The following is a 19,439-nucleotide window of genomic DNA, read 5'->3' on the forward strand; positions in this document are numbered from 1 at the left end:
GAATCTCCTAAAGTTGGAGCTGCAGTACTCGTGGTGGCGCGAGTCTATGGAGAGGCATCGAATGCCACAATATGAAGCGTTCAGCCCAATAAATATGCTTTGGAAAGCCGAAACTCATGCATGAAGTGCACATCAGGCCGCAATGGACCATCCGCCAGACCGACGGCGCGGCACTGGCGCCGCGGGTGATCGAGCTGCTGGTGCAGGTGCTGGAGCACGGCAGCCTTTCGAGCGCCTGCACCGCGTCCGGCGTGTCCTACCGCCATGCCTGGGAGCTGATCCGACAGGGCGAAGCCATGTTCGGCCAGCCGCTGGTGGTGATGCAGCGCGGCAAGGGTTCCAGCCTCACGCCGCTTGGCGAAAAGCTGGTGTGGGCCGACCGCCGCATCACCGCGCGGCTGTCGCCGCTGCTGGATTCGCTGGCCTCCGAGCTGGGCGCGGAAATCGAGAAGCTGATTCCCACCGCGCCCACGCTGCTGCGCATCCACGCGAGCCATGGCTTCGCGATCGAGGCGCTGCATGGCTTCCTGGCCGCGGCGCAGGTGCCGGGCGATCTGCGCTACTGCGGCAGCGAGGAGGCCGTGGCCTCGCTGCACCACGGCAGCTGCGACGTCGCGGGCTTCCATGTGCCGCTGGGCGCGTTCGAGGCCGAAGCCGTCGCGCACTACGGGCCCTGGCTCAATGCCGATACGCAGAAGGTCATCGGCATGGCGACGCGGCACCAGGGCCTGATGGTGGCGCCCGGCAACCCGAAGAAGATCTACACGCCGGCCGACCTGGCGCGTTCCGATGTCCGCTTCATCAACCGGCAGGCGGGCTCGGGCACGCGCTACCTGTTCGACCTGCAGCTGCGCGAGCAGGGCATCGCGCCCGAGGCCATCAAGGGCTACGAGCAATGCGAGTTCACGCATGCGGCCGTGGCGGCCTTCGTGGCCAGCGGCATGGCCGACGCGGGCTACGGCGTGGAAACGCCGGCGCGCCAGTTCAAGCTGGACTTCATCTCCAACCAGGTGGAGCGCTACTTCCTGCTGTGCGAGGAGCGCTCGCTCGCCGCACCCATCGTGCGGCGGATGCTGGACATCCTGCAGAGCGAGGCCTACCAGAGCGCCGTGAACCGGCTGCCGGGCTACCAGGCGGTGAACTGCGGCCGCGTGCTGTCGCTGCCCGAGGCCTTCGAGTCGCTTCGCCCCGCGCCGGCCGGCAAGCGCCGCACGGCCACGCGGTCCTGACAGCAGGGTCGCTCTTTCGCTGTCAGCCAAAAGCACTCAGCAACGCGTTCGTCGCAACTTCGCGACAAATCAGGCTCAAAAGTAACCATCTGTATGGTTAAATCGCCCGAACTATCGCGAAAGAGGACGAGGGATCTCCATGAAGCTGCTGCTGAGCATCGTGTGCGCCGTTGTTGCGTTGGCAGGGTGCGTCAGCACGCCGCCCACACCGACGCAACCCGGCACCGGAACCGGGCTGTCGTACGTGCCCATGGTCGCCATGGAAGGCGTGGACCGGGCCCGCTACGACAGCGACGTGGCCGATTGCCGCACGGCGGCAATGCGGATCACCGCGCGCAGCGAGACCGGCGACGCCATGTGGCTCGCCCTGGGCCTGGGCCTGATCACGGTGCACGGGCAGGGCATCGTGGCCGCGGCCTCGTACACCGGCATTTCGGCCGCGGTGATCGACATGTCCTACCGGCCCAGCGCGGAGCTGATTGCCGAGCACCAGCAGATCGCCGTGGTGCACTGCATGGCCAAGCGCGGCTATCGCAACCTCGACCCGAACGTACGCGACACCTTCTACGGCCATGCCTTCAATCCGGAAGTGGTGCTGGCGCCACGCCGGACCGGGGTCGACACCTACAACGCCGAAGTGCTTGCCAAGGCCGGGCAGTGCAGCATCCAGCCGCGCGCCGAGCTCACGGCCAAGGGCCCGGGCTACGAGTCATACAGCGTGCCGTGCTCGAACGGCACGGCCTGGGCCGTGCGCTGCGAATTCGGCAAGTGCCGCGTGCTGGGCCAGTCGGCCGTCCGGCGCTCCTCCTGACGGCGCGGGCGCCGCTCGTCACTTGATGAGCATGCCCTTGAGGGCGGGGTCGGCGGGCGGTGCCTTGAGCTTCATCTGCCGCAGGATCTTCATCAGGAGCCGCGCGATCATCAGGTTGCGGTGCCGCTTGTTGTTGGCCGGTATCACGTACCAGGGCGCGTGCTCGGTCGAGGTGGCGCGCAGCGCCTTGTCGTAGGCCTGCTGGTAGGCGCTCCACTTGGTGCGCACCTCGAGGTCGCCCACATTGAACTTCCATTGCTTGCCGGGCGTGTCGATGCGCGCCTGCAGGCGTTCGCGCTGCGTGTCCTTGTCGATGTGCAGCATGCACTTGACGATCACCGTGCCGGTCTCGACGAGCAGGCGCTCGAAATCGTTGATCTGCGCATAGCGCCGCTGGGTCTCGGCCTTGTCGATCCAGCCTTCGACCACGGGCACCAATACGTCTTCATAGTGGCTGCGGTTCCATACCGCGATCTCGCCGCTGCGCGGCACCACCGCATGGCAGCGCCAGAGATAGTCGTGCGCGCGCTCGTCGTCGCTGGGCGCCTTGAAGGCGGTGACGCGCACGCCCAGCGGCGAAGTGCGCGAGAAGACCCAGCGGACGGTGCCGTCCTTGCCGCTGGTGTCCATGCCCTGCAGCACCAGCAGGACCTTGCGGCGGCCCTCGGCGTGCAGCAGGTTCTGCATTTCGTCGAGCTCGATGGCCAGGGCGTCGATCTCGGCGAGCTGGTCGGCTTCGTTGCCGTCCAGGAACGGAGATTCGCCGGGGTCCACCTGCGAAAGTTTGAACTTGCTGTCGACGCGGTATTTCTTGAAGCTGGCCATGAATCCGGACTCCGTGCAAAAGCACGCAGCGTACGCGATCAGCGCCGGGTCAGCGTTCGCTCTCGTCCGGGTCGATGGAAGCGCTCCAGCGGCTGTCCCATTCGGCATGCCGCGCGGCGCCGTCGAGCTCGCGCCGGTCGCGCTTGGTGGGCCGGCCCTGCTCGATGGCCAGCGCCGGTTCGCTGCCCATGCGGCGCTGCTCGCGCATGGCCGCCTGCGCCGCAATGCTCTCGGGCGTTTCTTCGTAGAGCTGCTGCGCCACCGGCGCCGGTCCGCGCTGGCCGCTCAGGCCGCGCACCGTGACGGTTCGCGTCACGGCGCCCAGGCGGATGGCCACCGTGTCGCCGGGCTTGACCTCGCGCGAGGCCTTGGCGATGTCGCCGTTGACCTGCACCCGGTTCTTGCCGATTTCGTCCGCGGCCAGCGAGCGCGTCTTGAAGAAGCGGGCGGCCCAGAGCCATTTGTCGATGCGCAGGCGATCCATAGGTTCAGGCATTGTGGTGGAAGAGAGGCAGCCGCACGACAGCATCGAGGCCGATCACCTGTGCGGAATTTTCCTGCGCGCTGCGGTTGTCCAGGCTGATGCGCCCGCCGAGGGCGAGCACGATCTCGCGGCAGATGGCCAGGCCCAGCCCCGAGCCGCTGGCGGTGTCGCCGGCGGAAAATGGCGCGAACAGGCGCTGGCGCAGTTCGGCCGCAATGCCGGGCCCCTGGTCGCGCACCGTCAGCACGGCTTCTGGGCCGTCCGAGCGCACCATCACCAAAAGGGCGCCGCCGCGCGGGCTCTGCTTGATGGCGTTGTGCAGCAGGTTGCGCGTGAGCTCCTGCAGCATCCATTGGTGCGCGCGCACCGTCACGGGCCCGTCGATGGCCAGTTCGAAGTCCAGCGCCTTGTCGGCGATCAGCGGCGACAGGTCGAGCGCAATCTGGCGCACCACCTCGCCAAGCTCCAGCGGCATCGATTCCGGCCGCTGGCGCAGCTGCTCGACCTTGGCGAGCGACAGCATCTGGTTGGCCAGCGTGGTGGCGCGCTCCACGGTCTGGCTGATCTCGCCCAGCGCCTGCTCGGGCGGCACGTCGCCGCGCCGCGCCGATTGCACCTGCGCCTTGAGCACCGCGAGCGGCGTGCGCAGCTGATGGGCACTGTCGCGCACGAAGCGCTTCTGGTGGTCGAGCAGCCGCTGCAGCCGGCCCATGACCTCGGTGGTGGCGTCGACCAGCGGGCGCAGTTCGCGCGGCGCGTCGGGCGCGTCGATCGGGGAAAAGTCGTCGGCCGCGCGCTTCTCGATGGCTTCGCCGAGCTCGCGCACCGGCCGCGTGGCGCGCTGCACCACCAGCACGGTCACCAGCGCGATCACGCCCATCAGCAGCAGCTGGCGCCACAGCATGTCGACCAGCAGCTTGCGCACCAGCGTTTCGCGCAGCTCCAGGGTTTCGGCCACCTGCACCACGGCCATGCCGCGGCCGCGGCCGCTGGCCACGGGCTGCAACAACACCGCCATGCGCACCGGCTGGTCGCGAAAGCGCGCGTCGTAGAAGTCGACCAGTGCCGCATAGGCCCCGCGGTCGGGGATGCGGCCGCGCCAGAACGGCAACTCGGCAAAGCCCGAGACCATCTCGCCGTCGAGCGCGGAGACGCGATAGAAAAGGCGGCTGCGGTTGTCGGCCTCGAAGGCCTCGAGCGCCGAATAGGGCACGATGGCGCGCAGCCGCGCGTTCTCGTCGTAGCCTTCCACGTCGAGCTGCTCGCCGATGGTCTTGGCCGACGCGAGCAGCGTGCGGTCGTAGGCCGTGGTGGCCGCGGCCAGGCTCTGGCGGTACAGGCTCACGCTGTTGATCACGATGAACAGCGCCACCGGCGCGAGAATGCCCAGCAGCAGCCTCGCGCGCAGCGACAAGGCCCTCTTCATGGCTCGGCGCGCAGCAGGTAGCCCAGTCCGCGCAGCGTCATCAGCGCCGCGCCGGTGCCCGCGAGCTTCTTGCGCAGGCGATACACCACCACCTCGATGGCCTCGTACTGCACGTCGGTCTCACCCGGGAACACGAGCTCGAAGAGCCGCTCCTTGCTCACCGCGTGGCCGGGCTTCATCATCAGCGCCTTGAGCAGCGCCAGCTCGCGCGGCGTGAGCTCCAGGATGCCGGCGCGGTGGTAGATGGCGCCGCTTTCGGGGTCGAAGCGCAGCCCGCCCACCTCCTGCGGGTTCAGGACCGCGTCGGCACCGGCGTTCTGGTGGCGCCGGCGCAGTGCGCGGATGCGTGCTTCCAGCTCGTCGAGATCGAAGGGCTTGGGCAGGTAGTCGTCGGCGCCGGCGTTCAGGCCCATGATGCGGTCGCCGACCGTGCCGCGGGCCGTGAGCAGCAGCACCGGCGTGCGCAGCCCCGCGGCGCGCGCCTGGGCCAGCACCTGCAGGCCGTCGAGGTTGGGCAGGCTCAGGTCGAGCGCCACCACGTCGGGCTCCAGGGCGCGCCATTGTTCGACGGCCAGGGCGCCGTCGCCGCAGATGCGCACGTCGATCCTGCTGCGGGCGAGGGCGCGCTGCAGGGTGACCTGCATCGAGGGATCGTCTTCGACCAGCAGCAGCTTCATGGGGTGTGGTGGGGGAATGGTACTTCGGTGTTTTCCCCAGTCCGGTGGACAGCCAACTGACAGCAGGGCGGCGCATGATAGCGGCTCAGGTCCAAGTCAGGTTTTCTTTAGTTCTCAGGAGACAACGATGCGTCGCGACACCTTTTTGAAGTCATTGGCCGCGCTGGCCGCCGCCGGAGCCCTGCCGTTGTCGGCACGCGCCGCAGCCAACGTCAAGATGATGATTCCAGCCAACCCGGGCGGCGGCTGGGATACCACGGGCCGCGCGCTGGGCAAGGCAATGACCGAATCCAAGCAGGCCGACACGGTCACCTACGACAACAAGGGCGGCGCCGCCGGCGCGCTGGGCCTGGCCCAGTTCGTGAACGGCTCCAAGGGCGATCCGAACGCGCTCATGGTCATGGGCTCCGTCATGCTCGGCGGCATCATCACCGGCAAGCCGCCGGTCAACCTCTCGCAGGCCACGCCAATTGCGCGCCTGACCACCGAATACAACGTGTTCGTGCTGCCGGCCAATTCGCCCTTCAAGACCATGAAGGACGTGGTCGAGCAGCTCAAGAAGGACCCGGGCAGCGTCAAGTGGGGCGGCGGTTCGCGCGGTTCCACCGAGCACATTGCCGCGGCCATGATCGCGCAGAAGGTCGGCGCCGATCCGTCCAAGATCAACTACGTGGCCTTCCGCGGCGGCGGCGAAGCCACGGCCGCCATCCTGGGCGGCAACGTCACCGTCGGCGGCAGCGGCTACAGCGAGTTCGCCGAGTACATCGCCGCCGGCAAGATGAAGCCCATTGCGGTCACCTCGGCCCAGCGCCTGCCGGGCATCAACGTGCCCACGCTCAAGGAGCAGGGCATCGACGTGGAGATCGGCAACTGGCGCGGCGTGTATGGCGCCCCCGGCATCAGCGCCGAGCAGCGCAAGGCGCTGACCGACATGGTGCTGGCCGCGCTCAAGAGCCCGTCGTGGGCCGAATCGCTCAAGAAGAACGACTGGACGCCGGCCGTGCTGTCGGGCGACGCCTTTGCCAAGTTCGTCGACGACGACTTCGCGAGCCTGCGCGCGATCATGGCCAAGTCCGGGATGATCTGATTTCGCTCGCCCCCAGTCTTCGCGCACTTCGTGTCGCTACGCCAACCCCCTACCGGGGGCAACACCAGAGGCCCGGCGGAGCCGGTTCCTCGGTGTTCCTGGCAGGGGATGGGGGCTCTTTCGAGTAGTGGGGGCTTTCAGCGAGTCCCCGTTCCTTTCCCTGACTGCGGGAGCAAAAAATGACAACTCCAGAATCCTCGGTCTCGCCGCAAGCTGCGGCCACGTGGCCGCAAACATTGGTCGGGGCCGGCGTGCTGCTGACCGGCTTGGCGCTGGCTTTCGGCGCCATCGGCATTTCTTCCGAGGCCGGCTACGGCGGCGTCGGGCCCAACTTCCTGCCCTGGCTGGTGTCGGGCGTGCTCACGCTGTGCGGCGCCTGGATTCTCTGGGAAGCGCGCACCGGCGGCTTTCGCGAGCTCGACGCACCCTCGGGCGCGGAGCATGCCTACTGGCCGGGCTTCGTCTGGGTGTCGGCCGGCCTGCTGCTCAATGCGGCGCTGATCACCATGCTGGGCTTCATCCTGAGCTGCACGCTGTGCTACGTGCTGGCGGTGCAGGGCCTGCGCCGCGCGAGCGGCCATCCCTCGGCCAACCAGCCGCGCACCTGGGCCATCGACCTTGTGACCGGCGCGCTCATCTCGGCGCCCGTGTTCTGGATGTTCACCAAGTTCCTGGCCATCAACCTGCCGGGCCTCACGACCACCGGCTGGATCTGACATGGACATTTTCAACGCACTCATGATGGGTTTCGCCGCGGCGATCACCCCCGTCAATCTTCTCTGGTGCCTGGTGGGCTGCGCCCTGGGCACGGCCGTCGGCGTGCTGCCGGGCATCGGCCCGGCCGTGGCGGTGGCCATGCTGCTGCCGATCACCGGCAAGGTCGACATCACGGCCTCGATGATCTTCTTCTCGGGCATCTACTACGGCGCCATGTACGGCGGCTCGACCACGTCCATCCTGCTCAACACGCCCGGCGAAACCGCCAGCATGGTGACGGCGATGGAAGGCAACAAGATGGCCAAGAGCGGCAGGGCGGGCGCAGCGCTGGCCACCGCCGCCATCGGCTCCTTCGTGGCCGGCACCATCGCCACCGTGATCGTCACGCTGTTCGCGCCGTTCGTGGCCGAGTTCGCCGTGAAGCTCGGGCCGCCCGAGTACTTCCTGCTGATGCTGCTGGCCTTCACCACCGTGAGCGCGGTGCTCGGCAAGAGCACGCTGCGCGGCATGACGGCGCTGTTCATCGGCCTGGCGGCCGGCTGCGTCGGGCTCGACCAGATCTCGGGCCAGGGCCGCTACACCGGCGGTGTGCCCGAACTGCTCGACGGCATCGAGATCGTGCTGGTGGCCGTGGGCCTGTTCGCGGTGGCCGAAGTGCTGTACGCCGTGCTCTACGAGGGCAAGGTGGTCGAGGCCCAGAACAAGCTGACCCGCGTGCACATGAGCAAGCGCGACTGGAAGCGCTCGATTCCGGCATGGCTGCGCGGCACCGCCATCGGCACGCCGTTCGGCTGCATTCCCGCGGGCGGCACCGAGATTCCGACCTTCCTGAGCTATGCGACGGAAAAGAAGCTGGCCAAGGATGCCGACGCCAAGGCCGAGTTCGGCACCACCGGCGCCATCGAAGGCGTGGCCGGCCCCGAAGCGGCCAACAACGCCACGGTGACCGCGGCGCTGATCCCGCTGCTCACGCTCGGCATTCCCACGTCGAACACCACCGCCATCTTGCTGGGCGCGTTCCAGAACTACGGCATCCAGCCGGGGCCGCAGCTGTTCACCACGTCGGCCGCGCTGGTGTGGGCGCTGATCGCCTCGCTCTACATCGGCAACGTGATGCTGCTGGTGCTGAACCTGCCGATGGTGGGCCTGTGGGTCAAGCTGCTGAAGATTCCCAAGCCGCAGCTCTACGCCGGCATCCTGATCTTTGCGACGGTGGGTGCCTATGGCATGCGCCAGAGCGCATTCGACCTGTTCCTGCTCTACGGCATCGGCCTGCTCGGCGTGGCGATGCGGCGCTTCGACTTCCCGACCGCTCCCGTGGTGGTGGGCATGATCCTCGGGCCGCTGGCCGAAGCGCAGCTGCGCAACGCGATGTCCATCGGGGAGGGCAGTGCCGTGGTGTTCTTCCAGCGGCCGATGTCGATCACGCTTGTGGTTGTCATTGTGGCTGTGCTGGTGTTGCCGCGGGTTGCGAAGCGGATGAGTGAGCGCAAGTTGGCCAGGCTGGCGGCCTAAGGGTGCTGTTTTTTCCCGGGGCCGGGTCTCGCCCCGGCGGGCGACTTACTTTCTTTTGCTTCGCCAAAAGAAAGTAAGCAAAGAAAAGGCGACCCCACTGTCTGCGACCCTTCGCTGCGCTACGGGCAACCTGCGGTGCTCGCGTTTCGCGGGGTCCGCAGAACTCGCTTCGCTCGGACAGCTGCGGCCCTGATCCGCGAAACGCTGCGCTCCTCGGCGCATACAGAGGGGCTTGGGAACCACACAGGCCTTTGCTTCGCTCGGCCACCAAGCCACCGCGGCGCTGCGCGCCGCGGTGGTTGGAATTGGCTGTTGGTATTGGCTGTTGGATATTGGGGCCGAGCGAAGCGAAGGCCGCCCGCTCCCACCCCTTCTGTATGCGCCGAGGAGCGCAGATGGAGGCGGGATCAGGGCCGCAGCTGCCTGAGCGCAACGCAGTGGAGCGAGTTCTGCGGACCCCCGCCGCAATCGAGCACCGCAGGTTGCCCGCAGCGAAGCGGAGGGACGCAGACAGCAGGGTCGCCTTTTCTTTGCTTACTTTCTTTTGGCGAAGCAAAAGAAAGTGAGTCGCCCGCCGGGGCGAGACCCGGCCCCCGTCCTCAAAAAAACTCAACTCAACGCAACATAGAAGACATCGCCGAACAGCAGTTCAGCATCCGCACAGCCGCTTCCACCGTCTCGGCGGAAAACCGCAACGTGACACCGTCGACGCGCTCGAACGACGGCCATTGGCAGAACAGATCCGCCATCATCGGCGACTGCGTGCGCAGTGTGACCACCTGCGGACCCTTGAACACCAGCGGCCTCGCATTACCGCGTGCAGCCAGCGCCTCGGCCACACCCGCCCGGATGGCGGCGCGCGACTGCTCGGGTGACAGCGACACCCCGCTGTTGAACCCCGTGGCACGCTTGGTCTGCACGAAGGTCGCATGCGGAAAAAGCGCCCGGTTCTCGGCGATGAACACGTCGTCCCCGCTGGCCATCACCACCGGCACGCCATATTCGCCGGCCAGTGCGCCGTAGAGCCCGGCCTCGCCCAGTTCCTGCTCGCCGAGCCGGATGCCGGCAAAGGCAAAGCTGTTGATGGTGTGGGCGAGGATGCCGCGTCCCTGCGCGCGCGAGTGGTAGCCCACCATGCAGACGGCGTCCACGCCTTCTTCCTCCACGCCGGCCACCATGCTCAGGTAGCGCGGCTTGCCCTGCACCACGCGGGCGCGCGCATCGAGCACGTCGGGCGGCATGTTGCGAAAGCCGCCGTGCGAATCGTTGACCAGCACCTCGGTGGCGCCGGCCTCGAAGGCGCCGGCAACGGCTGCGCTGGCCTCGTGCGCCATCAGCAGGCGGGCGCGTTCGTACTCGGGGTTGCCGGGCCGCGCCTGCTCGTGGTGGTAGACGCCCGCAACGCCTTCGATGTCGGTGGAGATCAGGACTTTCATGGGAGGGAATGCGGTTGCGCTAAAGAGAAGAAAGGGAAGAGGGCGGCAGCAGTTCCGACAGCGCTGCCCGGTGATTGCCATCGCGGCCTGTCACGGCCGTGGCGCGCCAGAGGGCATGCAGGATCGCCTGCTCGGTGCTGTCGGCCGCGGCCTGGAAGAGGCCGTCGAGCAATCCGTCGTGCACCATCGCGATGGCCGGCATCGGGCGATCGACGCGGTCGGGCACGGTGTAGGCGGTCGAGAAGGCCAGCACGATGTCGCCGCTGCCATGGCCGAAGACCGAGCCGGTGCGCGCCAGCCCCGCGCCCGCGCGCAGCGCGAGGCGGCGCAGCTGGCGCGCATCGAGCGGTGCATCGGTGGCGACGACGATGATGATCGAGCCCTTCTCGGGCTCCCTGGATTCGCGCGTGCCGTGCGCGGCCAGCCGCTCGCCGACCGGATGCCCGGCCAGCACCAGCTGCGGCTGGCGCCCGTAGTTCGCGAGCACCAGCGTGCCCACGGTGTGCAATTCGCCCCCTGGCGCCGAGACGCGCCGCGAGGCGCTGCCGATGCCGCCCTTGAGCTGGAAGCTCGACATGCCGCGCCCCGCGCCGACCGAGCCCTGCGCGAAGTCGGAGCCGGCGCTCTCGAGCGCGCGCAGGTAGTCCGCCTCGGTCACGGCCAGCCGCTGGATGTCGTTCAGAAAACCGTCGTTGCACTCGAAGACCAGCGGATTCACCGTCGGCAGCGACCGGCCGCTCTCGGGGTTGGCCGCTATGCAATGGCGGATCTGCGCCGTGGCCACCGTGCCGACCGAAAACGTGTTGGTCAGCGCAATCGGCGTCTCCAGCACGCCGAGCTCGGCGAGCTGCACCAGCCCCACGCTCTTGCCGAAGCCGTTGAGCACCACGGCGGCGGCCGGTACCTTGTCGCGGAACGGATCGCCCGCATGCGGTCGGATCACCGTCACGCCGGTCTGCACGCTGCCGTCATCGAGCGTCTGGTGGCCGACCGTGACGCCTTCGACGTCGGTGATGGCGTTGCGCGCGCCTTGCAGCAGGGTGCCGATGTAGGGCAGGGAGTTCGCTGGCATCGAATGAATGGGTTATTCGCGGTCGATCTTCGGATCGAGCGCGTCGCGCAGTGCATCGCCCAGCAGGTTGAACGCCAGCACGGTGAAGAAGATGGCCAGGCTCGGGAACAGCGCCACGTGCGGCGAGGTCACCATGTCGGCGCGGGCTTCGCTGAGCATGGCGCCCCATTCGGGCGTGGGCGGCTGCGCGCCCATGCCCAGGAACGAGAGGCTGGCGGCCGTGATGATCGAGGTGCCCACGCGCATCGAAAAATACACGACGATCGACGAGATGGTGCCCGGCAGGATGTGCCGCACGATGATGGTCCAGTCCGATGCGCCGATGCTGCGCTCGGCCTCGATGTAGGTCTGCTGCTTGAGCACCAGCGTGTTGCCGCGCACCAGCCGCGCGAAGGCCGGCACGCTGAACACCGACACCGCCACCACCACGTTCGTCATGCTGCTGCCGAGGATGGCAACCACGCCAAGCGCCAGAAGAATGCCGGGGAAGGCAAAGAGCACGTCGGAGATGCGCATCACGATGCGGTCCCACCAGCCTTCGTAGTAGCCCGCGAGCAGGCCGAAGGCCGTGCCGACGAAGCCACCCACCAGCACCGAGAGAAAGCCCGCCATCAGCGAGATGCGCGCACCCATCAGGATGCGGCTGAAGATGTCGCGCCCCAGCGGATCGACGCCGAACCAGTGCGTGGCCGAAGGCCCCGTGTTCAGCATGTCGTAGTCGAAGAAGTTCTCCGGGTCGAAGGGCACGATCCACGGCGCGAACACCGCGACGAGCACCAGCAGCAGCACGAACAGCGCCGCGACGATGCCCACGGGCTGCTTCTTGAAGCGGCGCCAGCATTCGCCCCAGGGCGTGCGGACCTTGCCCGCAGTTTGGACCGCCACGACGGGCGGAGTGATCGATTCGGCAGTCACGCCGGTGGCTTGCGTCATGTCGGCTGCCTCACTTGTAGCGGATGGTCGGGTTGATGTAGCCGTACAGCACGTCCACCACGAGGTTGATCAGGATGAACTCGAGCGAGAACAGCAGCACCAGCGTCTGGATCACGGGGTAGTCGCGCATCTGCACGGCGTCGACCAGCAGGCGCCCGAGGCCCGGCCAGTTGAAGACCGCCTCGACCAGGATCGAGCCGCCCAGCAAAAAGCCGAACTGCAGGCCCATCATCGTGACCACCGGGATCAGCGCGTTGCGCAGGCAGTGCTTGATGATGACGGTGCGCTCGCGCACGCCCTTGGCACGCGCGGTGCGAACGAAATCTTCCTGGATCACTTCGACGAACGAAGCGCGCGTGAAGCGCGCCATCACGGCAGCCACCGCGGCACCCAGCGTGATCGAGGGCAGGATGTAGTGCTTCCAGCTGCTCGCGCCCACCGTGGGCAGCCAGCCGAGCTGGACCGAGAAGATCTGCATCAGCAGCATGCCGAGGGCAAATGCCGGAAAGGAGATGCCCGACACGGCCAGCGTCATGCCGAGCCGGTCGGGCCATTGGTTGCGGAACACGGCAGAAACAATGCCGATGCCCATGCCGAAGATCACGGCCCACACCATGCTGGTGATGGTCAGCATCACCGTGGGGAAGAAGCGCTCGCCGATCTCCATCGACACCGGCCGCCGCGTGCGGATCGAAGTGCCGAAGTCGCCCTGCAGCATGTGGGAGAAGAAGCTCACGAACTGCTGGGGCAGCGGCTTGTCGAGCCCGAGTTCCGCGCGGACCATGGCCACGGTCTGCTCGTCGGCCTCCTGGCCAGCGGCAAGTCGCGCCGGATCGCCGGGCAGCATGTGGACGAACAGGAACACCAGCACGGCCACGATGAGCAGCGTGGGGATCAGGCCCAACAGTCGTTTGAGGAAGTAATTCAGCATGGCATATAGGCGATCAGGCCTCTCGGGGCCTTTTGAGGCCCTAGTCGGGAGACACCGCGGAACCGGCTCCGCCGGGCCGCAGGTGTCGCCCCCTTGAGGGGGAGGCGGCTACACAAAGTGAGCCGCTTCGGGGGTGGATCAATTAATCGCGATTGCGTCGATGTTGATGTTGCCGTCAGGCATCACGAACACACCCGACAAGCGCTTGGCATGCGCCGACAGGTTCTGCTCCGTGACCATCGGCACGCGCGGCAGGTCCTTGCGGATCTCTTCCTGCGCGGTCTTGTAGAGCGCGGTGCGTTCCTTTTCGTCGACCGTCACCAGCGCCTTGGCCAGCGCGTTGTCCACCACCTCGCTCTTGTAGAACGACATGTTGTTGAGCTTGGGGGCCCAGGCTTCCGAGGCGAACAGCGGGCGCAGGCCCCAGTCGGCTTCACCGGTCGACGACGACCAGCCCGTGTAGTACATGCGGACCTTGGCCGTCTTCGGATCGGGCCATGCATCCACCTGCTCGGTGCGCTGGCCCACTTCGAGCGCCTGCACCTGCAGCTTGATGCCGATCTGCGCGAGCTGCTGCTGCACGAACTGGATCGTTTTCTGGCTGGTCGTGTTGTTGTAGGCGCTCCACAGGACCGACTCGAAGCCATCGGGGTAGCCGGCTTCCTTCATCAGCTCCTTGGCCTTCTTCAGGTCATAAGGAATGGGCGCCATCTTCTCGGCGTACTTGACGCCCTGCGGCACGATGCCTTGCGCGGGGAACGCGTAGCCGCCGAATGCAACCTTGGCCAGCGCCTCCTTGTTGATGGCATAGCCGATGGCTTCGCGCACCTTCGGGTTGTCGTAGGGCTTCTGCAGCATGTTGAAGGCCAGGAAGCGCGTGATGATCGACGGCGTGGCCACCACTTCGAGCTTCTCGCTCTTCTTCAGCAGGTCGGCCTGCTCATAGGGAATGGGATAGGCGAAGTCGGCTTCGCCGGTCTGCAGCATCGCGGCGCGCGTGTTGTTCTCGAGCACCGGCTTCCACGAGACCGTGTCGATCTTCGGATAGCCCTTCTTCCAGTAGCCGTCGAACTTCTTGGCCTTGACGGCTTCGGTCTGCTTCCACTCGACGAATTCGAAGGGGCCGGTGCCCACGGGGTGGAAGGCGATGTCCTTGTTGCCCCATTTCTTGAGCGCGGTGGGCGAGATCATCGCGGCCGAGGCATGGGCCAGCGAGTTGATGAAGGGGCCGAAGGGCTCCTTGAGCGTGATGCGCACGGTGGTGGGGTTGAGCGCCTCGACCTTGCCCACGCGGTTGAACTGGTTGTAGCGCAGCAGCTTGTTGTCCTGGTTCAGCACGCGGTCGAGCACGAACTTCACGGCTTCGGCGTTGAAGTCGGTGCCGTCGTGGAACTTGACGCCGCTGCGCAGCTTGATGGTGTAGACCAGGCCGTCCTTCGACACGTCGTAGCTCTCGGCCAGCACGTTCTGCACCTTCAGGTCCTTGTCGAACTGGAACAGGCCTTCATAGAAGGTCTTGGTCACGGCCGTGGTGATGGTGGTGTTGGTGTTGTACGGGTCCAGCGTTTCGGGCTGGTAGCCGATCGACAGCACCACGTCTTTCGCGGCCAGTGCCGTGCCCGATGCAGCCAGTGCGGCCAGGCCCAGCAGCGCCGATGCCCATCGCAGGGAGGAAGAAGATTGCTTCATGGAAAGAAACTCCAGTCGGTTCGAGAAAAAAGCAGGAGGGCCTGCGGGTTGAAAAAAATCTGCCGGTCGCTCAGAAGGCGCCGCCGATGGCATGCCGCGCCACGAAGTGGCCGGGCGCCACCTGCACCAGCGGCGGCACGTCGGGTTCGTCGCCCACGGCGCGGATCGGACTCGGGATCTCGCCTTCGAGCAGCGCGCGCGGCTTGTGGCGGCGCGACGGGTCGGCCACCGGAATCGCGGCCATCAGCTTGCGGGTGTAGGCGTGCTGCGGCGCTTCGAACACGGCGCGGCGCGGGCCGATCTCGACGATCTGGCCGAGGTACATCACGGCCACGCGGTGGCTGATGCGTTCCACCACCGCCATGTCGTGCGAGATGAAGAGAAAGGCCACGCCCAGCTCGCGCTGCAGGTCGAGCATGAGGTTGACGATCTGCGCCTGGATCGACACGTCCAGCGCCGACACCGATTCGTCCGCCACCACCACCTTGGGGTTGAGCGCGAGCGCGCGTGCGATCGCGATGCGCTGGCGCTGCCCACCCGAGAACTCGTGCGGATAGCGCTGCGCCACCTCGGGCGGCAGGCCGACCTTCTGCAGCAGCCAGTCGACGCGCTGCTGCGCCTCGGCGCCCTTGGCGATGTTGTGGATGAGCAGCGGCTCCATGATCGAGAAGCCGACCGTCACGCGCGGATCGAGCGAGGCGAACGGGTCCTGGAAGATGAACTGGATGTTGCGGCGCAGCGCCTGCAGCTCGCGCGTGGGCAGCTCGCGGATGTTCTGGCCGCCGAACTCGATCGCGCCGCTCTGGCTTTCGACCAGGCGCAGCAGCGAGCGGCCGGTGGTCGACTTGCCGCAGCCCGACTCGCCGACCAGCGCCAGCGTCTCGCCGGGGTAGAGGTCGAAGCTGATCTTTTCCACCGCATGCACGCGGCGCTTCACGCGGCCGAACAGGCCGCTGCGCACGTCGAAGCGCGTGACAAGGTCGCGCACGCGCAGGATCGGGCCGGCGCCTTCGCGCACGGTGCTCTCTGGCGTGGTGTGCGTGCAGGGCACGGTCTCGGGCGTGCCCTCGGTGCGCAGCAGCTCGAACTTGGCGGGCAGGTCGGTGCCCTGCATCGCGCCGAGCTTGGGCACGGCCGACAGCAGCGCCTTGGTGTAGGGGTGCTGCGGCGATGCGAACACCGTATCGGAACTGCCCGCTTCGACCTTGTCGCCGCGGCACATCACGAGCACGCGGTCGGCAATCTCGGCCACCACGCCCATGTCGTGCGTGATGAAGAGCACGCCCATGCGCATCTCCTTCTGCAGCTCGCGGATGAGCTGGAGGATCTGCGCCTGGATGGTCACGTCGAGCGCGGTGGTGGGCTCGTCGGCAATCAGCAGCTGCGGCTTGCACGACAGCGCCATCGCGATCATCACGCGCTGGCGCATGCCGCCCGAGAGCTGGTGCGGAAAGCGGTCGAGCACGTTGCGCGCTTCGGGAATGCGCACCAGCTCCAGCATGCGCAGCGCCTCGGCGCGCGCGGCCGCGTTGTTCTTGCCCTGGTGGATGCGGATGGCCTCGGCAATCTGCTCGCCGGCGGTGAACACCGGGTTGAGCGAGGTCATCGGCTCCTGGAAGATCATCGCGATGTCGGCGCCGCGGATGTTGCGCATCTCGGTGTCGCGCGCCTGTGCGAGGTCGAGCACTTCGCCATTGCGGCGGCGAAAGGCCATGCGTCCGCCCAGGATGCGTCCGCCGCCGTGTTCCACCAGCCGCATCAGCGCGAGCGAGGTCACCGACTTGCCCGAGCCCGACTCGCCGACCACCGCGAGCGTTTCGCCATGGTCGACGTGGAAGGAAAGGTTCTTGACCGCATCGACCGTGCGCTCGGAGGTCGAGAAGCGCACGGTGAGATCGTCGACGGCGAGAACGCGGCCGTCTGGCAGGGCGAGGGAAGGGGAGGACATGGTGCGAGAAAAAAACGTGTGCGTGTCAGGCGAAGATGGCTGTTGCGGGTGCCTCGTCGCCGCGCGCGTGGCCGCGGTACATGCCTTCGGTGTTGAAGGCGAGGCTCAGGTTGCCGTGGCGGTCGATGGCGATCAGCCCGCCGGTGCCGCCGATGGCGGGCAGCGACTGGTGCACCACGGCGTGCGTGGCGGCTTCGAGCGTGGCGCTGCCATAGGCCATGCGGGCGCAGATGTCGTAGGCGGCGGCGACGCGGATGAACATTTCGCCGCTGCCGGTGCAGGACACGGCGGCGGTGCGGTCGTCGGCATAGGTGCCGGCGCCGATCAGCGGCGAATCGCCGATGCGGCCGACGCGCTTGTTGGTCATGCCGCCGGTCGAGGTGGCCGCGGCCAGGTGGCCGTGCATGTCGAGCGCGACCGCGCCCACGGTGCCGAATTTCTTGTCCTCGTCGAGCGGCGGCGTCATGGCCGCGCCTTCGTGGTCCGTCACCACGCGGCCGGTGTCGCGCACGCGGTAGAGCTGCTGGCGCCGCGCCTCGGTGGAGAAGAAGAAGGGCTCGACCATTTCAAGGCCGTGCTCGCGCGCGAAGGCTTCGGCGCCCGCGCCGGCCAGCAGCACATGGGCGCCGTCTTCCAGCACGGCACGCGCGGCGCGCACCGGGCGGCGCACGTGGCATACGCCGGCAATGGCGCCGGCCGCGAGCGTGGCGCCGTCCATCACGGCGGCGTCGAGTTCATGGGTTTCCTCGTGCGTGAACACTGCGCCGTGGCCCGCGTTGAAGAGCGGGCACTCTTCGAGCAGCTCGACCGCGAGGCAGGTCGCGTCGAGCGCGGATGCGCCCTTGAGCAGCTGCGCCTGCGCGGCCTGCACGATCTTGCGCAAGGCGTCGTGATAGGCCTGCGCCTGCGCCGCGCTGGTGGTGGAGGCGCTGATGGTGCCGGCACCGCCGTGAATGGCGATGACGGGCGTGATGCTGTTGTTCTTCATGAGGAGGCTTTCTTCTTTTTCCTAGCGGCCCCGGCCGGTGCCGCGCCGGCGGGCAGTGCCGAGGAGACTTCCGCCCGCGGCAGGCCCTGTGCGCCGTGCAGCCAGGGCCGCACCGCCTGCAGGATGCGGCTCGCGGACTGCACCGCGCGCGGCGCACGCAGCGCCACCGCGCTGGTCAGTGCCTCGATCAATGCCAGCACGCTGGTTTCGCAGTTCGGCCGGTAACTGGTCTCGGTCTGGCAATAGAGCGCCACGTCGGCCAGCGGCGCGAGCGGCGAACTCGGACGGTCGGTCAGCGCCAGCACGGCGCAGCCCTGGCCCTTGGCGATCTGCGCCAGCGCCACCGTGTCGGTGAGGTAGCGCGGAAAGGTCAGGCCGATGAACAGGTCCTGCGGACCAGCGTGCGTGAGCGTGCGCGCCGCATGCGTGACGCCGCTGACGCTGGACAGCATCCGCACGTCGTTGCAGCTGCCGTCCAGCCCGTGCTGCAGCAGCCCCGCGAGCCAGGCGCTGGCGCCAAAGCCACCGATGTAGATCGAGCGCGCCTTCAGGATGCGCTGCACCGCGGCGTCGCAGGCGGCGTAGTCGAGCGACTGGCGCGTGGCCTCGATGTTGCGCCGGCTCTCGTCGAGCGCGGTGGCAAACACCTCGGCCACGGTGGTCGGATGCGCCAGGTTGCCGCGCAGCCGCTCCACCGGCGCCACCAGCGATTCGAAGCCGCGCACGAGCTCGGCGCGGAAGGTGGCGTAGCCGTCGAAATCCAGCGCCCGTGCAAAGCGGTTGGCCGTGGCCACCGACACGCCGACCGCGGCCGCGAGCTCGTCGATCGGCAGCGTGGCGACCTGCAGCGGGTGTTCCAGCACGAAGTCGGCCACCTGGCGGTGCGAACGCGTCAGCCGCGGCAGCGCCTGCGCAATGCGCTGGGCCACGGTGGTGCCATTGGTGTCGACGTTGGTGCTCATGGGGCGGGCGATGCACCTCGAAGGGTGCGCGCAATGAAAATGAATTTACAAATATATGTCAGATAAGAAAATTTTCTGTCATTTTCGAACGATATCGCAAGTAGCGGGCCAGGAACGAGGGGTTTTGGCGTGAAACCAAGGGATTACCCTGACTTCATCTTGGAAGCCCACCATGCGGCTTCTTGACTCTCCCACGGTGTGAAGGCCGAGACTTTGTTCTTTGTTGGCTCTGGAAGGAGAACTCCATGGAACATCCCACGGTACCGGCTGCTGGGGCACGCTTGTCTCTTGCCGAGGTTGTTGCGCGCTCCGGCGCATCTGCGCAACTGCTGCGCGACTGCGAGTCGCTCGGACTGCTCGACGGCACGGCGCGTACCGACGGCGATGGCTGCCGCTATGACGAACGCGCCGTGCCGACGCTGCGCTTCGTGCGAAGGGCGCACGCGCTGGGTTTCGAAACACCGGAGGTCGTCGAGCTGCACGCCTTGTGGCGCGACGGACATCGCGCGAGCTTCGATGTGAAGCGCGTCGCGCTCGAGCGGGCCGACGACCTCGCGCAGCGGATCGAGGAGCTGGCGCACATGCAGCGCCTGCTGGAGCGCCTGGCCCATTGCTGCGAAGGCGACGAGCGCCCGGAATGCCCGATCCTGGATGAGCTGGCCGGGCTTGAGGGGTTCGCCGGCTGCGAGGCGCGGTGAGCCGGCCGGCC

At 67.4% G+C, this 19,439-nt stretch carries 18 protein-coding genes; 6 read left to right on the forward strand and 12 right to left on the reverse strand.

Features of this window, described 5'->3' with window-relative positions; translation table 11 throughout:
• Positions 1 to 116 precede the first annotated feature (116 nt).
• Positions 117 to 1,229 carry a substrate-binding domain-containing protein gene (locus VPA02S_RS28175; protein ID WP_012748116.1) on the forward strand — a complete coding sequence of 371 codons (1,113 nt, stop codon included), beginning with the start codon at positions 117 to 119 and terminating at the stop codon, positions 1,227 to 1,229.
• Positions 1,230 to 1,368: 139 nt separating this feature from the next.
• Entirely contained in the window at positions 1,369 to 2,040 is a 672-nt protein-coding gene (locus VPA02S_RS28180; protein WP_018904551.1) for a hypothetical protein, read from the forward strand.
• An 18-nt stretch (positions 2,041 to 2,058) separates the two neighbouring features.
• On the opposite strand, the gene VPA02S_RS28185 is transcribed toward VPA02S_RS28180, so the two are convergent.
• Genes VPA02S_RS28185 through VPA02S_RS28200 form a run of 4 tightly spaced genes read right to left on the reverse strand, consistent with a single transcriptional unit; the run spans position 2,059 to position 5,452 of the window.
• Positions 2,059 to 2,865, reverse strand: a complete 807-nt coding sequence (locus tag VPA02S_RS28185; protein WP_012748114.1) for a PPK2 family polyphosphate kinase — start codon at positions 2,863 to 2,865, stop codon at positions 2,059 to 2,061.
• A gap of 49 nt (positions 2,866 to 2,914) precedes the next feature.
• Complete coding sequence (locus VPA02S_RS28190; protein ID WP_018904550.1) at positions 2,915 to 3,349, reverse strand: RNA-binding S4 domain-containing protein; 435 nt, start codon at positions 3,347 to 3,349, stop codon at positions 2,915 to 2,917.
• A gap of 4 nt (positions 3,350 to 3,353) precedes the next feature.
• Positions 3,354 to 4,775 carry a sensor histidine kinase gene (locus tag VPA02S_RS28195; RefSeq protein WP_018904549.1) on the reverse strand — a complete coding sequence of 474 codons (1,422 nt, stop codon included), beginning with the start codon at positions 4,773 to 4,775 and terminating at the stop codon, positions 3,354 to 3,356.
• Positions 4,772 to 5,452: a response regulator transcription factor gene (locus VPA02S_RS28200; protein ID WP_012748112.1), complete on the reverse strand. Its 681-nt coding sequence runs from the start codon at positions 5,450 to 5,452 to the stop codon at positions 4,772 to 4,774. Before VPA02S_RS28200 ends, VPA02S_RS28195 begins: the two co-directional genes overlap by 4 nt.
• A gap of 127 nt (positions 5,453 to 5,579) precedes the next feature.
• On the opposite strand from VPA02S_RS28200, the gene VPA02S_RS28205 reads away from it, so the two are divergent.
• The 3 genes from VPA02S_RS28205 (at position 5,580) to VPA02S_RS28215 (ending at position 8,771) form a co-directional block, all read left to right on the forward strand.
• Positions 5,580 to 6,539, forward strand: coding sequence for a Bug family tripartite tricarboxylate transporter substrate binding protein (locus tag VPA02S_RS28205; protein WP_012748111.1), 960 nt, complete (start codon positions 5,580 to 5,582; stop codon positions 6,537 to 6,539).
• Positions 6,540 to 6,718: 179 nt separating this feature from the next.
• Complete coding sequence (locus tag VPA02S_RS28210) at positions 6,719 to 7,255, forward strand: tripartite tricarboxylate transporter TctB family protein (protein ID WP_012748110.1); 537 nt, start codon at positions 6,719 to 6,721, stop codon at positions 7,253 to 7,255.
• Between the two features lies 1 nt (position 7,256).
• On the forward strand, positions 7,257 to 8,771 hold the full coding sequence (locus tag VPA02S_RS28215; protein WP_018904548.1) for a tripartite tricarboxylate transporter permease: 1,515 nt from the start codon (positions 7,257 to 7,259) through the stop codon (positions 8,769 to 8,771).
• 614 nt (positions 8,772 to 9,385) lie between these two features.
• On the opposite strand, the gene VPA02S_RS28220 is transcribed toward VPA02S_RS28215, so the two are convergent.
• From VPA02S_RS28220 to VPA02S_RS28255, 8 genes are all read right to left on the reverse strand, one after another.
• Positions 9,386 to 10,207 (reverse strand): M55 family metallopeptidase, encoded by an 822-nt coding sequence (locus VPA02S_RS28220; protein ID WP_018904547.1) that lies wholly within the window; start codon positions 10,205 to 10,207, stop codon positions 9,386 to 9,388.
• A gap of 19 nt (positions 10,208 to 10,226) precedes the next feature.
• Positions 10,227 to 11,279, reverse strand: coding sequence for a P1 family peptidase (locus VPA02S_RS28225; RefSeq protein ID WP_018904546.1), 1,053 nt, complete (start codon positions 11,277 to 11,279; stop codon positions 10,227 to 10,229).
• Between the two features lie 12 nt (positions 11,280 to 11,291).
• Positions 11,292 to 12,212, reverse strand: a complete 921-nt coding sequence (gene gsiD / locus VPA02S_RS28230) for a glutathione ABC transporter permease GsiD (RefSeq protein ID WP_018904545.1) — start codon at positions 12,210 to 12,212, stop codon at positions 11,292 to 11,294.
• 10 nt (positions 12,213 to 12,222) lie between these two features.
• The gene (gene gsiC, locus VPA02S_RS28235) at positions 12,223 to 13,143 is read right to left on the reverse strand and encodes a glutathione ABC transporter permease GsiC (RefSeq protein WP_012748105.1); all 921 of its coding nucleotides are present in this window, start codon (positions 13,141 to 13,143) and stop codon (positions 12,223 to 12,225) included.
• Positions 13,144 to 13,281: 138 nt separating this feature from the next.
• On the reverse strand, positions 13,282 to 14,832 hold the full coding sequence (gsiB, locus tag VPA02S_RS28240) for a glutathione ABC transporter substrate-binding protein GsiB (RefSeq protein ID WP_018904544.1): 1,551 nt from the start codon (positions 14,830 to 14,832) through the stop codon (positions 13,282 to 13,284).
• Between the two features lie 70 nt (positions 14,833 to 14,902).
• Entirely contained in the window at positions 14,903 to 16,780 is a 1,878-nt protein-coding gene (locus tag VPA02S_RS28245; RefSeq protein ID WP_062366822.1) for a dipeptide ABC transporter ATP-binding protein, read from the reverse strand.
• A 25-nt stretch (positions 16,781 to 16,805) separates the two neighbouring features.
• Positions 16,806 to 17,768 (reverse strand): isoaspartyl peptidase/L-asparaginase family protein, encoded by a 963-nt coding sequence (locus tag VPA02S_RS28250; RefSeq protein WP_012748102.1) that lies wholly within the window; start codon positions 17,766 to 17,768, stop codon positions 16,806 to 16,808.
• A complete protein-coding gene (locus VPA02S_RS28255) occupies positions 17,765 to 18,730 on the reverse strand; it encodes a MurR/RpiR family transcriptional regulator (protein WP_018904542.1) in 966 nt (321 codons plus the stop codon). Before VPA02S_RS28255 ends, VPA02S_RS28250 begins: the two co-directional genes overlap by 4 nt.
• Before the next feature lie 245 nt (positions 18,731 to 18,975).
• On the opposite strand from VPA02S_RS28255, the gene VPA02S_RS28260 reads away from it, so the two are divergent.
• Complete coding sequence (locus VPA02S_RS28260) at positions 18,976 to 19,428, forward strand: MerR family DNA-binding protein (RefSeq protein WP_012748100.1); 453 nt, start codon at positions 18,976 to 18,978, stop codon at positions 19,426 to 19,428.
• Positions 19,429 to 19,439 lie beyond the last annotated feature (11 nt).

The sequence above is a fragment of the Variovorax paradoxus NBRC 15149 genome (genome assembly GCF_001591365.1).
Classification (GTDB): domain Bacteria; phylum Pseudomonadota; class Gammaproteobacteria; order Burkholderiales; family Burkholderiaceae_C; genus Variovorax; species Variovorax paradoxus.